This is a genomic window from Aminobacter sp. LjRoot7, from assembly GCF_964252895.1.
Lineage (GTDB): Bacteria > Pseudomonadota > Alphaproteobacteria > Rhizobiales > Rhizobiaceae > Aminobacter > Aminobacter aminovorans_B.
Genome location: NZ_CAXUPX020000010.1, coordinates 1 through 13,137, shown reverse-complemented (window position 1 = coordinate 13,137; position 13,137 = coordinate 1). Strand labels below are relative to the sequence as shown.

The following is a 13,137-nucleotide window of genomic DNA, read 5'->3' as shown; positions in this document are numbered from 1 at the left end:
GCTGTCAGTCGAGCAGGGCCTGCAGCGTCTCGATGCGGTCGGCTTCGGCGGGCGGCTTGTCCCAGCGCAGGCGTGAGATGCGGGGGAAGCGCATGGCGACGCCTGATTTGTGGCGGGTCGAGCGGTTCAGCCCTTCGAAGGCGACTTCCAGCACCAGGCCGTTCGACCTGTCGGCGCGCACCGAGCGCACCGGCCCGAAACGCTCGACGGTGTTGTCGCGCACGAACTTGTCGATCTGCTTGAGCTCCTCGTCGGTGAAGCCGAAATAGGCCTTTCCCACCGGCACCAACTCCTCGGCGCCCTTGGCACCAGACCATACACCAAAAGTATAGTCGGAGTAGAAGCTCGAGCGCTTGCCATGGCCGCGCTGGGCATACATCAGCACGGCGTCGACCGTGTGCGGGTCGCGCTTCCACTTGAACCAGGGGCCTTTCGGGCGACCGGCGAGATAGGGCGAATCCAGCCGCTTCAGCATGACGCCTTCGATGATCGGGTGCGGCGGTTCGCGCCGCATCGCTTCCAGCTGTGCCCAGCTGTCGAAGGCGACCAGCGGCGACAGGTCGAAGCGGTCGGGGTCGAGCGTGGCGATGAAACTCTCGAGCCGCGTGCGGCGCTCGGTGAAGGGCAGCTCGCGCAGGTCCTCGCCGTTGAGTTGCAAAAGATCATAGCAGCGCACGAAGGCGGGATAGCGGTCCTGCATCTTGGCTGAGACGGTCTTGCGGTTGAGCCGCTGCTGCAGGTCGGAGAAGGTACCCGTCGCCTCGCGCGGCGCACCGACGAGCAGCTCGCCGTCCAATGCCGCGTCGAAATCCATCGCCGCCACCACGTCGGGGAAGGCGCCGGAGACATCGTCGCCGGTGCGCGAATAGAGGCGGCGGATGCCGCCCTCCGACACCGCCTGGACGCGGATGCCGTCCCATTTCCACTCGGCGGCGTAGTCGGCCGGAGCGAGCTTTTCGAGGTCGCCGTCGCCGATGGGGTTGGACAGCATGACCGGCCGGAACAAGGCGCGGGCAGCCCTTTCGGGTTTCGGTACCTTGCCTTCCAGCCATGCGAACAGGCTGGTGTAGGGAGGCGTGAGCCCATGCCACAGCTCCTCGATCTCGGCGACGTCGACGGAGCCGAGATCGGCCAGCGCCTGCTTGGCTAGGCGGGCGGAGACGCCGATGCGCAGGCCGCCGGTAACGAGCTTGATGATGGCGAAGCGGGCGGAGGTTTCGGCCTGGTCGAGCAGGCGGGCGAGCACGGCCGGCCCGTCGGAGCGGCTGGCAGATTGGAGTTTCTGGACGACCTCGGCGAGGGTGATGTCGTGGTTGGGCCGGCTTTCCGCCGCCTCCGGCCAGACCAGCGACACCGTCTCGGCAAGGTCGCCGACATAGTCGTAGGAATAGCCGAACAGGATAGGGTCCATGCGCTCCGAGACGAGCTGGCGCAGCATTGCCGGCTTGACCGAGGCGATGTCGAGTTCGCCGGTAAGGGCGGCAAGGGCCAGCCCGCGGTCGGGGTCCTCGACCGCGCGGAAGTAGTCGGTGATGAGCTTCAGCTTGCCGTTGCGCGACGGGGTCAGGACAAGGCGGTCGAGGAGTTCGGCGAAGCGGTTCATGGGGCGGGGGCTCCCCGTGAAGGCCGAGTTCCGTCCCACCCCCCTCTGGCCTGCCGGCCATCTCCCCCGCAAGGGGGGAGATCAGGCTCGTCGCCGGCGGCGCTCGTCCTGCGACGCTGTAAGACCAGCGGAAGCGGCCACGTTGCCAGGCTCCCAGCTAGTGGCGAAGGGGTAGGTGTATTTGGCATATCCCCCTCATCCGGCCCTTCGGGCCACCTTCTCCCCGTGGGGGAGAAGAGGTGCGCGGCGACGAGTGCGGTACCCCTCTCCCCGACGGGGAGAGGGTGGCCGAGCGGAGCGGAGGCCGGGTGAGGGGGCAGGGCAAGAAACCTCATCAATCCCCCTCATCCTCATACCCCACCAGGTGCAACGGCCGCGCTGCTATCCCGTTGAGCTCGCACCAGCGTACCAGCGCCTCCTCGCGGCCGTGGGTGACCCAGACTTCGCCAGCACCGGTTTCGGTGATGGTGGCGGTCAGCTCGTCCCAGTCGGAATGGTCGGAGATGACGAGCGGCAGCTCGACGCCGCCTTGCTTGGCGCGCTGGCGGATGCGCATCCAGCCGGAGGCGAAGGCGGCGAGCGGGTCGGGGAAGCGGCGGGCCCAGCGGTCGGCGAAGGTGGAGGAGGGGGCGACGATGATGGCACCGGCAAAGTCGGCCTTGTCGCCGTCCTCGACTGTCGCCGGCTGGAGATCGCCGAGGTCGACGCCCTGGCTCTGGTAGTATTCGCTGAGGCGGGTGAGCGCGCCGTGGATGTAGATCGGCTTGTCGTAGCCCTGATCGCGCAACAGCCTGATCACGCGCTGCGCCTTGCCGAGCGCATAAGCGCCGACGAGGTGGGCACGCTCGGGAAACTGCCTGCTGGATTTCAGCAGCTTGCCGATCTCCTGGGAGGCGTCGGGATGGCGGAAGACGGGCAGGGCGAAGGTGGCCTCCGTGATGAACACGTCGCAGGGCACGACCTCAAAGCCGGCACAGGTCGGGTCCTTGGCGCGCTTGTAGTCGCCGGAGGCAACGATGCGCATGCCGTTGCGCTCGACCGAAATCTGGGCTGAACCGAGCACATGGCCGGCGGGGTGGAACGACACGGTGACGTCGCCGAGCCGGATTTTCTCGCCCAGCGGCATCGCCTGGCTTGTGCCGGCGAAGTCCGGGCCGCAGCGGATCGCCATGATGTCGAGCGTCTCGCGCGTCGCCAGCACCTTGGCGTGGCCGGGGCGGGCGTGGTCGGAATGGCCATGCGTGATCAGCGCGCGTTCGACCGACCGCACCGGGTCGATGTAGAAATCGCCGGGCGGGCAGTAGAGCCCTTCGGGGCGGGAATGGAGGAGGTCGCTTGCGCGCATCCTCTCAAGATAGGCATTTGCCGCTTGCGTGGAAGCCCGGTTTGGCAGTAATGCGCGCCACCCTCCTTGTCATGGATACCGCGCTTGACGCCGCTGCAGCTCTCTTCCAACGACCTGCTCGCCGACCGGCGGGCGGACTATGCCGAAATGCTGTTCGCCTCGGGCGACCATGCCGCAGCGGCCGAGCTGATGCTCGGCGCGATGGAACTTGCGCCTAACTGGGCCATGGGCTGGTTTCGGCTCGGCGAGATGCAGGAGGCCGCCGGCCAGAAGGAGGCCGCCGCCGAGGCATGGCGCATGTCGCTGAAGCTCGAGCCGGCTGACCGGCCGGGTGCGGCGCTCAAGCTGCAGCTGATCGGGGCGGCACCCGCCGCCGACAGCCCGCCCAGCGCCTTCGTCGAGATGTTGTTCGACCAGTATGCCGAAAAGTTCGACCACGCGCTGGTCGAAACGCTGCATTACCGTGTGCCGGAGCTGCTGACGGCGGCGATCGCGGCGACGGGACGCAATGCCTTCGCGCACGCCGTCGATCTCGGCTGCGGCACCGGCCTGATGGGCATCAAGCTCAGGCCGGTGGCGAAGCGCCTCGACGGCTATGACATCTCGGCCGAGATGCTGCGCAAGGCGCGCGACAAGGGCGTGTACGACAATCTGGTCAAGGCCGATTTGCAAGAACTGGAACCTGAGGGGCAGACGGCCGATCTCGTCACCGCCGCCGACGTGTTCATGTATCTCGGCGCGCTCGATTCTGTGTTTTCGAGCGTGATGAAGATGCTGGCGCCGGGGGGGCTTTTTGCCTTTTCGGTCGAGCGTCTTCAGGGCGACGGGGTGTTCGAGCTGCAGGAGTCGCGCCGCTACGCCCATTCGGAGGCCTATGTGCATGGCCTGATCGCCGCCGCCGGATTGCGGCTGGTATCGCTGGAGCGCGCCGTCATCCGCCAGGACCGCCGCGAGCCGGTCGAAGGCCTGATCGTGGTGACGGAGCGCGCCTAGCGCCTGCTGCTACTCGGGCTGCCCAGCATGCCGCGCGAGCGCAGAGGCTTTTCGGCTGGCTTGGCAGCGGGGGCTACCTGTTGCTGCAAGGCTTCCAACTGGGCCTGAAGATCGCGGACGAGTTTTTCCAACTCAGTGATGCGGGCTTCGTGGGAGGTGGTGTCGGTCATGGGCGGGCGGGCTCTCAGGTTTGGGATCCCATCTGATACGTCAGTGCTTCCGATGCAAGCCTGTTGCGTCGCGATCCTTCCCACCCCTCTCTGGCCTGCCGGACGGAATGCGCTGTCAGCCAGTGCGCGCCCGCGACACTGCAGGAATTGGCGAGGCGCTGACGCGAATGATCTCCCCCCTTGCGGGGGAGATGGCCGGCAGGCCAGAGAGGGGTGGGAAGGAATGAAACGTGGCCGGCTAGCCTGCCACTCATCCTTGATCCCTGTTTGTTCCAGATTTCACTTGGCGGAACCCTCGCCCCGCGCTAGGCATGGAGGGTGACGAGCCAAGCGCGACTGGAGCCGAATTCGACTGCTGCCATGCTGCCGGAGCCATTCGTGCGATGGTTCGCCGAGCGCGGCTGGTCGCCGCGTGCGCACCAGCTCGATCTCCTCGCCAGCGCCCAGCAAGGCAATTCGGTGCTGCTGATCGCGCCCACCGGTGCCGGCAAGACGCTGGCCGGTTTCCTGCCGGCGCTGACCGACCTGGCAGTCCGGCCGAAGAAGCGCCCGGGCGAGCCGCAGCGCGGCGTCCACACGCTTTACATCTCGCCGCTCAAGGCGCTCGCCGTCGACATCGAACGCAATCTCGGCAAGCCGGTCGACGAGATGAACCTGCCGATCACGATGGAGACGCGCACCGGCGACACGCCGCAGCACAAGCGCACGCGCCAGAAGCTGTCGCCGCCCGACATATTGCTGACGACGCCCGAACAGCTGGCGCTGCTGATCGCCTCGCCCGACGCCGACCGCTTCTTCAACGGGCTGCGTTATCTCGTGCTCGACGAGCTGCATTCGCTGGTGACCTCCAAGCGCGGGCACCTGCTGTCGCTTGGGCTCGCGCGGCTCAGGGCCTTCGTGCCGAACCTCCAGGCAATTGGCCTGTCGGCGACGGTGGCCGAGCCGGATGAGTTGCGCCGCTGGCTGGTGAGGCAGAACAGTTTACCCTCCCCCTTGTGGGGAGGGGCGATCCGCGAAGCGGAGCGCGGTGGGGGTCCATCAGCGCTCTCGGAAAACACCCCCACCCCGACGCTGCGCGTCGACGCGCCGGAGCGAGCCACGGGTCACGCCCGTCCTTCGGACCCCCACAGGGGGGAGGGTAGACAGAACATGGCCGACCTCATCACCGTGTCAGGCGGGGCCAAGCCCGAGATCACGATCCTCGATTCCGAGGAGCGCGTGCCGTGGTCGGGGCATTCGGCGCGTTATGCCATCCCCGAGGTCTATGACGCGATCCGCCGGCACCGGACGACGCTGCTGTTCGTCAACACCCGCAGCCAGGCAGAGCTGCTGTTCCAGGAGCTGTGGCGGGTCAACGACGACAATCTGCCGATAGCGCTCCATCACGGTTCGCTCGACGTCGGCCAGCGCCGCAAGGTCGAGAAGGCGATGGCCGACAACGTGCTGCGTGCTGTCGTCGCCACCTCGACGCTCGACCTCGGCATCGACTGGGGCGATGTCGACCTGGTCGTCCATGTCGGGGCGCCCAAGGGCGCGAGCCGGTTGGCGCAGCGCATCGGCCGCGCCAACCACCGGATGGACGAGCCGAGCCGGGCGATCCTGGTGCCCGCCAACCGCTTCGAGGTGCTGGAGTGCCGGGCCGCGCTCGAGGCCAACTATCTCGGCGCGCAGGACACGCCGCCGCTGATTGACGGTGCGCTCGACGTGCTGGCCCAGCATGTGCTGGGTTGCGCCTGCGGCGCACCCTTTGATGCCGACGAGCTTTATGCCGAGGTGACGGGGGCAGCCCCCTATGCCGGGCTCGACCGCGACAGCTTCGACCGCGTCGTCGATTTCGTCGCCACCGGCGGCTACGCCCTGCGCAGCTACGAACGTTACGCCCGCATCCGCAAGACCAAGGACGGCAAATGGCGGGTGTCCAACCCGCGCATCGCCCAGCAATACAGGCTGAATGTCGGCACCATCATCGAGGCGCCGATGCTGAACGTCCGCTACACCCGCGCCAAGGGCAAGGCGGGGGCGGGCACCGCCGCGGCACTGACGCTGCGCGGCGGGCCGGTGCTCGGCAAGATCGAGGAGTATTTCGTCGAAACACTGTCGATCGGCGAGATGTTCATGTTCGCCGGCAAGGTGCTGCGCTTCGAGGGCATCCGCGAGAACGAGTGTTATGTCTCGACGGGCGGCACCGGCAACGTGCTGGTGCCGTCCTATGCCGGCGGCAAGTTTCCGCTGTCGACCTATCTCGCCGACCAGGTGCGCGGCATGCTTGCCGACCCCGCGCGCTGGAAGGCGCTGCCCGAGCAGGTCGCCGACTGGCTGCGCATCCAGCAGGAGAAGTCGGTACTGCCGCGCAAGGAAGACCTTCTGGTCGAGACTTTTCCGCGCGGCGAGCGCTTCTACATGGTGGCCTATCCCTTCGAGGGCCGGCTGGCGCACCAGACACTCGGCATGTTGCTGACCCGGCGGCTGGAGCGCATGGGAGCCAGGCCGCTCGGCTTCGTTGCCACCGACTATTCGCTGGCGATCTGGGCGCTGGGAGATCTCGGTCGCATGTTCAAGGCGAAGAAGCCCTCGCTGGCCGAGTTGTTCGACGAGGACATGCTGGGTGACGATCTTGAGGCCTGGCTCGCCGACAGCTGGCTGCTCAAGCGCACCTTCCGCAACTGCGCGGTCATCGCAGGGCTGATCGAGAAGCGTTTTCCGGGGCAGGAAAAGAGCGGCCGGCAGGTGACGGTTTCCGCCGACCTCATTTACGACGTCTTGCGCAGCCATGAGCCAGACCACATCCTGCTCAAGGCGACGCGGGCGGATGCCGCGAGCGGGCTGCTCGATGTCAGGAGGCTGGCCGAGATGCTCTCGCGCATCCGCGGGCGAATCGTTCATAAGATGCTCGACCAGATTTCGCCGCTGGCGGTGCCCGTGATGCTCGAGATCGGCAAGGAGCCGGTCAATGGCGAGGCGCACGACTCCCTGCTGCTCGAGGCGGCGGACCTGATCGAAGAGGCGATGGGAAGCGCATGAACATAGCCGCGCGCGAACTGACAAGGGTTGGCTGCGAGACCATCGCTGTCGCTGGCGTGCGTGCTGCCTGCGACTGGCGCGGAGTCGTGCATTTCCCCGAGCTCGACCTGCTCGTCGTCTCCGACCTGCATCTGGAAAAGGGCTCGTCGCATGCCCGCCGCGGCCGGCTGATCCCGCCCTATGATACGGCGGCAACGCTTCAGCGGCTGGCCGAGGTGGTCGCCGATTACCAGCCGCGCACCATCGTCAGCCTCGGCGACAGTTTTCACGACGGCGAGGGTGCGGCACGGCTGCCGGAGCCGTTCCGTGCCAGCCTGATGGCGATGATGGCGGGGCGGAGCTGGTTCTGGATCGCCGGCAACCACGACCCCGACGCGCCCGACGACCTGCCGGGCGAAACGGTCGAGGAACTTGCGGTCGCAGGACTGGTGTTCCGCCACGAACCGTCGAAAGGCCATGCCGAGGGCGAGATCGCTGGCCACCTGCACCCGTGCGCGCGCATCGTCCAGCGCGGGCGTTCGGTGCGGCGGCGCTGCTTCGCCAGCGACGGCGCGCGCCTCATCATGCCCGCCTTCGGCGCTTTCACCGGTTCGCTCAACGTGCTCGACCGGGCCTATCGCGGCATGTTCCGCGAGGGCGCGCCGACGGCGTACATGATCGGGACGAGCCGGGTCTATCCGATTGCCGGTTCGCTGCTCAGGCCGGGTTGAGTTTGGCGCAGCGAGGCCGAAGGCGAAGAAGCGGCCTAGGGCCAGAACGCTACAGATAAACACAAAACGACCCGGCGCAGTCTCCCGCGCCGGGTCGTTTCGTTAACGCTTGGTCGCTGGCTTAGCTGGCAGCGCTTGCCTGGACGGCGGTGCGCTCGGCCAGCAGCTGGCGGACGACGTTCATGTGGTTGTTCAGTTCGCCGATCGCCTCGTCGAGCAGCTGGCGCTGCTTCTGCAGGCGTCCGAGCTGCTTGTCCGACTTGTCGAGCGTCAGGCGCAGCTGCTTGGCGTTGGTGCCAGTCGGATCGTAGAGGTCGATCATCTGCTTGACGTCGCGCAGCGAGAAACCGACCTTCCTGCCGAGCAGGATCAGCTTCAGCCGGGCGCGGTCGCGGCGGGTGTAAAGACGCGTCGCGCCCTCACGCTTGGGGTTGAGCAAACCCTTGTCTTCGTAGAAGCGCAACGTCCTGAGCGTCACGCCATACTTCTTGGCCATTTCGCCGATGCGGACATAGTCCTCGCCGGAGAGATTGTTTTCATTGGCCGCAACATCGGCGACCGATACGAGTTTCATCATCTACTCTGCTATCCCCAATTGCGAGCAATGGCGGCAGGGCCGGCCGGTGCTCTGATGGAAGCCGTAGGGGGCAAGGCTTCCGATCGTGGTTTCTATGTAAATGCTACCAAAAGACGGCGATCTGTACACGTCTTACGTTTACGTAAATGCTATAACGATGCGGCCTACCCTACGCAAGGGAAATCTGGCCGATCCGACCGCCGAAGCGGGAACACAACGTCGCACTTTCTTAAGCTTGGTTAAGAGCTTGTTTACCACGTTGAGGGAAATGTAGCCGTGTCGGTTTCCCCCGTGGTCATCATGTACCGAATTGTTCACGGTTTCGGAAGGCGGCGAAATGCCCAGGGAGCCAAATCCCACGGCAGATCGCAGCCTCCGTCCCGGCAAGGCTTGAGACTTCTGGTTCAGGCACCAGCACTCTGACCAACGGGCGTTTCGATGAACAGCAAGCGGTCCTATCTCGATTCCCTCAACGACGGCAGGCAGCGCCGCCCGCTCGCCTCGCTCGACGAGCTCAATCGCTCGCTCGAAAATCTTGAGGCTCGGCTTGAACGCCAGCGCAACGAGCAGCGCGCGGCACCTGCCGATCCGTACCGCGCGCCACCGCGCCAGGCGCCGCCAGCCGGCTACACGCCGCGCGGCGAATATGGCCGCACCGCACCTTATGAGCGCCCCTACCAGGCGATCGCCCGCGACATCGACCGCGCCCGCGGCCAGGAGGACGGCGTCGCCGCCGTCGGCAAGATCGCCGGGGAACTTCGCGCGCTGCGCGAAGAGATGCGCCATCAGATGAGCACCGGGCTGCAGCGCGAATTCGACCTGCTGCGCAAGGACATCGACCGCGCCAGCCAGTCGGGCGCCGTCGGCTCCCAGGCCGTCGAGCTCGGGCTCGAGCTGGAGCGCCTGTCGGGCGCCATCCACACGCTCGCCGAACGCAGCGACGACAAGAGCGTCAACACGCTGCGCCTCGAGCTCGAACAGGTCCGCCGCTCGCTCGGCGACCTGGCCCGCGAGGAGACCGTGCTGTCGGTCGACCGCCGCTGGGACGATTTCGATCGCCGCTGGGATGAGTTCGCCGACCGCATGTCGGCCGATGTCCGCCAACGCCCCGAGGATCCGGCACTTGCTGCGCTTGCCGGCCGCCTCGAACAGATCAACGACGCCGTCAACAACCTGCCCGAATCGCTGTCGCTGCTGTCGATCGAAGACAAAGTCCGCACGCTTGCCGGTGCCGTCGAGCAGTTCGTGCGCCAGCGCGACAGCCATGGCGACGAGATGTTCAGCCTCATCGACGAGCGCCTCGACGAAATCTCGCGCGCCATCGTCGCCTCGACGGTTGCCGCCCAGACGCCGCACTTCAACCCCGAGCCGTTCGAGCGGATCGAGGTGCGCATCGCTGCCCTTGCCCACCAGATCGAAGAGATCACCTCGGAGCAGCCGACCGCCGAGATCATCGACCGCCTCAATGTGCTTTCCGAGCGGGTCGACGACATCGCACAGCGCAGCGATATCCCCGAGCAGGCCGTCGAACGCCTGACACGCCAGATCTCGCTGATCGCCGACAAGATCGAACGCACGCCAGCCGCACCCGACGCCGGCCTGATCTTCCAGGGCATCGAGCAGCGCTTCGACGCGCTGGCCGACGTGTTCGAGCGCCGCCAGGGCGACGCCTTCGAACATGGCAATGTGCTGTTCCGCGATCTCGAACGCCGCCTCGAAGACCTGGGCGAGCGCCTCGACCGCCAGGCGGCGCAGCCCGCCGCCGATCATTCCGGAATCATGGAAGCCATCGACGCGCGCTTCACCGCCTTTGCCCAGCGTCTCGAAAGCAATCGCCCCGACCCGGCGAACGAATTCGCCATGCGCGGGCTCGAAGCCCGGCTCGACGACATCTCCAACCGCCTCGAAATCTCGGCGGCACAGGTGTCGAGTATCGATCCCGACCTGATCCGCGGCCTCGAAGCCCAGGTAAGCGAACTGTCGAACCACCTGGCGCGACCCGGCTCGCCGCTGCCCGAGTTCGAGGACATCCGCCCGCGCCTGGAAGAAATCGAGCGCTCGATTTCGGGCAATCATCACGCCCTCGTCGAGGCCGCCCGCAAGGCCGCCGAGGATGCGGTGCGCTCCTTCTCCGGCTCGACCGCCGAGACCGCAGCGGTCACCGGTCTTGCCCAGGACCTCAAGGCGCTCGAAGCGCTGACCCGTCGTTCCGACGAGCGCAACGGCAAGACCTTCGAGGCGATCCACGACACGCTGCTCAAGATCGTCGACCGGCTTGGCTCGATCGAAACCCATGAAGCGCCGGCGCTTGTCGAAGCGCCGCCTGCTTCCGTCGCCGAGCTGCTGTCGACCACCATGCTGTCGCCGCCGCCGAAGCTTTCGCTCAGCGAAACGCCGTCGCTGGAACCGGAAGCGCCGGCACCGCTGCCCGAGGCTCCGCACACTTTCGGCCGCCGCGCCAGTGACCGGCCCGACGATGACCGCTCCGCGCGCAGCCCGGCCCAGGCCGCCGCTGAAGCGGCAGCGGCAGTTGCTGCCCTCGACGGCGTGCGCGCTGAAAAGAAGGAGCAGAAGCCGGCCAGGACCTCGATGCTGAGTGGTCTCGCCCGCGCCTTCACCAGCAAGAAGGCCAAGCCGCAGCCGGCCGCTGTGGAAGTTGCCGAACCCGTCGTCGAGGCGCCCGCGCCGGGCATGGCACTCGACACGCCGCTCGATCCCAAGATCGCCAACCGCCCGCTGGAACCCGGCTCGGGCGCACCCGACCTCAACGCCATCATGCGCCGTGTTCGCGACGAACGTGGCGAGACGGTGCGCGCCAACGAGCCCGACGCCTCGAAGTCCGACTTCATTGCCGCTGCCCGTCGCGCTGCCCAGGCTGCCGCCGCCGAGGCCGATGCGGCCAAGCGCAGCTCCGACCTCAAGGGCCCGGTGCGCGCGCTGCGCATCGGCGACCTCATCAAGTCGCGCCGCAAGTCGGTGCTGATGGCTGTCGGCGCCGTCATGCTGGCGCTGGCCGGCATGCAGCTCGGCAAGGCATTCCTCAGCGACCCGATCCAGACTGCGAGCGTCACGGTGGCGCCCGCGACCTCGCTGCCGGCCAAGACGGCGACCGTTGCACCGGCAAAGCCGGTTGAAGTGGCTGCTGCCCCGGTCCGCAATGTCGACAAGCCCGAGACGGCAAGCGCGTCTGTCTCCGAGCCCGAGCAGATCGCCGAAGCATCGACGGACCAGCTGCCCGCCGATGCAGCGCTCGACAAGACCAGCACCCAGTCGATCCCGGCGCAGCCTGTCACCACCGAGACAATCAAGCCGTCCGTTACGCCTGCCGCCTTTATGCCTGAGGCCGTCGGCCCCGAAGCACTGCGCCAGGCGGCGAACGCCGGCGACGCCAAGGCGCTCTACGAGATGGGTTCGCGTTATGCAGAGGCCCGCGGCGCCAATGCCGACATGAAGGCAGCGTCGCAGTGGTACGAAAAGGCCGCCGAGCTCGGCTTTGCGCCGGCCCAGTACCGCATCGGCAACATGTATGAGAAGGGCACCGGCGTCGAACGCGATGCCATCAAAGCCAAGACCTGGTACCAGCTCGCCGCCGCCCAGGGCAACGCCAGCGCCATGCACAATCTGGCGGTGCTGTTTGCCATGGGCGCTGACGGCACCGTCGACAACGACTCGGCCAACCGCTGGTTCACCAGTGCTGCCGAGCTCGGCGTCAAGGACAGCCAGTTCAATCTCGGCATCCTCGCCGCCAAGGGCGTCGGCATGAAGCAGAACCTCGAAGAGTCCTACAAGTGGCTCGCCATCGTCGCCAGGCAGGGCGACAAGGATGCCGCCGCCAAGCGCGACGAGATCGCCAAGGCACTCAAGCCCGAGCAGCTCAAGCGCGCCGAGGAGACGACAGTACTCTGGCAGCCCAAGCCGCTCGATGCGGCCGCCAATTCGGTCGACGTGCCAGCGGCCTGGCAGGATGCGCCGGCCGCCAACATCGACATGAAGCGGGCGGTGCAGAACATCCAGGCGATCCTTAACAAGAACGGCTACGAGGCCGGCAAGCCCGACGGCATGATGGGCCAGAAGACCAAGGACGCGATCATGGCGTTCCAGAAGGACAATGCGCTGGCGCCCACCGGCAATGTCGACGAGCCCCTCGTCGAGGCGCTCTTGGCACGCAAATAATTAGCCATAGCTGATATCAGGTGGCCCGCCTTTACCGGCGGGTTAACTGATTGAGTTATTTTTCGTTTTGTGCCCGGTGAAGTTTGACTTCGCCGCAATGTCGGCGCAAGTACCCGGTAGCCAACAAGCTCCCAGGGATGGGCGTCGGCAACAATTCGATTTGCAGAGTCTGACGGGTGGGCATTTATCTCCCGATTGCTGAGATGTCGGTCAATGTGTTCGTGCTCCTTGCGATGGGTGCGGCGGTCGGCTTCCTGTCGGGCATGTTCGGGGTTGGCGGCGGCTTCCTGATCACGCCGCTTTTGATCTTCTACAACATCCCGCCCGCCATCGCTGTCGCCACCGGCGCCAACCAGGTCATCGCCTCGTCGTTCTCCGGTGCGCTCGCCCATCTCAAGCGCGGCACGCTCGACTTCAAGCTCGGCACGGTGCTGCTGATCGGTGGTATCGCGGGGTCTGCGGCCGGCGGCTTCGTCTTTGCGCTGTTGCGCGCCATCGGCCAGCTCGACCTGTTCATCTCGCTGCTCTACGTCGTGTTCCTGGGC

Annotated in this window: 9 protein-coding genes; 5 read left to right on the top strand and 4 right to left on the bottom strand. The window is 66.6% G+C overall.

The window, feature by feature from the left end:
- Nucleotides 1-4: 4 nt before the first annotated feature.
- Together ACSQ3E_RS23710 and ACSQ3E_RS23705 are read right to left on the bottom strand one after the other, a co-directional pair.
- Complete coding sequence (locus ACSQ3E_RS23710; protein ID WP_436124535.1) at nt 5-1,603, bottom strand: cisplatin damage response ATP-dependent DNA ligase; 1,599 nt, start codon at nt 1,601-1,603, stop codon at nt 5-7.
- Nucleotides 1,604-1,937: 334 nt separating this feature from the next.
- On the bottom strand, nt 1,938-2,948 hold the full coding sequence (locus ACSQ3E_RS23705) for a ligase-associated DNA damage response exonuclease (protein WP_436124534.1): 1,011 nt from the start codon (nt 2,946-2,948) through the stop codon (nt 1,938-1,940).
- A gap of 84 nt (nt 2,949-3,032) precedes the next feature.
- Between ACSQ3E_RS23705 and ACSQ3E_RS23700 the strand changes: the two genes are divergently transcribed.
- Nucleotides 3,033-3,941 carry a methyltransferase domain-containing protein gene (locus ACSQ3E_RS23700; protein ID WP_436124533.1) on the top strand — a complete coding sequence of 303 codons (909 nt, stop codon included), beginning with the start codon at nt 3,033-3,035 and terminating at the stop codon, nt 3,939-3,941.
- On the opposite strand, the gene ACSQ3E_RS23695 is transcribed toward ACSQ3E_RS23700, so the two are convergent.
- On the bottom strand, nt 3,938-4,111 hold the full coding sequence (locus tag ACSQ3E_RS23695) for a hypothetical protein (protein ID WP_310329682.1): 174 nt from the start codon (nt 4,109-4,111) through the stop codon (nt 3,938-3,940). The two genes, ACSQ3E_RS23700 and ACSQ3E_RS23695, sit on opposite strands and share 4 nt — an antisense overlap.
- Nucleotides 4,112-4,471: 360 nt before the next feature.
- Here ACSQ3E_RS23695 and ACSQ3E_RS23690 point away from each other — a divergent pair, with 360 nt between their 5' ends.
- Both ACSQ3E_RS23690 and pdeM read left to right on the top strand, forming a co-directional pair.
- On the top strand, nt 4,472-7,132 hold the full coding sequence (locus ACSQ3E_RS23690; protein WP_436124532.1) for a ligase-associated DNA damage response DEXH box helicase: 2,661 nt from the start codon (nt 4,472-4,474) through the stop codon (nt 7,130-7,132).
- The gene (gene pdeM, locus ACSQ3E_RS23685; protein WP_436124531.1) at nt 7,129-7,842 is read left to right on the top strand and encodes a ligase-associated DNA damage response endonuclease PdeM; all 714 of its coding nucleotides are present in this window, start codon (nt 7,129-7,131) and stop codon (nt 7,840-7,842) included. Before ACSQ3E_RS23690 ends, pdeM begins: the two co-directional genes overlap by 4 nt.
- A 121-nt stretch (nt 7,843-7,963) precedes the next feature.
- On the opposite strand, the gene ACSQ3E_RS23680 is transcribed toward pdeM, so the two are convergent.
- Nucleotides 7,964-8,416, bottom strand: coding sequence for a MerR family transcriptional regulator (locus ACSQ3E_RS23680; RefSeq protein WP_184772072.1), 453 nt, complete (start codon nt 8,414-8,416; stop codon nt 7,964-7,966).
- 441 nt (nt 8,417-8,857) lie between these two features.
- Between ACSQ3E_RS23680 and ACSQ3E_RS23675 the strand changes: the two genes are divergently transcribed.
- Nucleotides 8,858-12,592, top strand: a complete 3,735-nt coding sequence (locus ACSQ3E_RS23675) for a peptidoglycan-binding protein (RefSeq protein ID WP_436124530.1) — start codon at nt 8,858-8,860, stop codon at nt 12,590-12,592.
- A gap of 176 nt (nt 12,593-12,768) precedes the next feature.
- Nucleotides 12,769-13,137: TSUP family transporter (locus ACSQ3E_RS23670; protein ID WP_436123354.1), on the top strand; the 369-nt coding region annotated here is incomplete at its 3' end.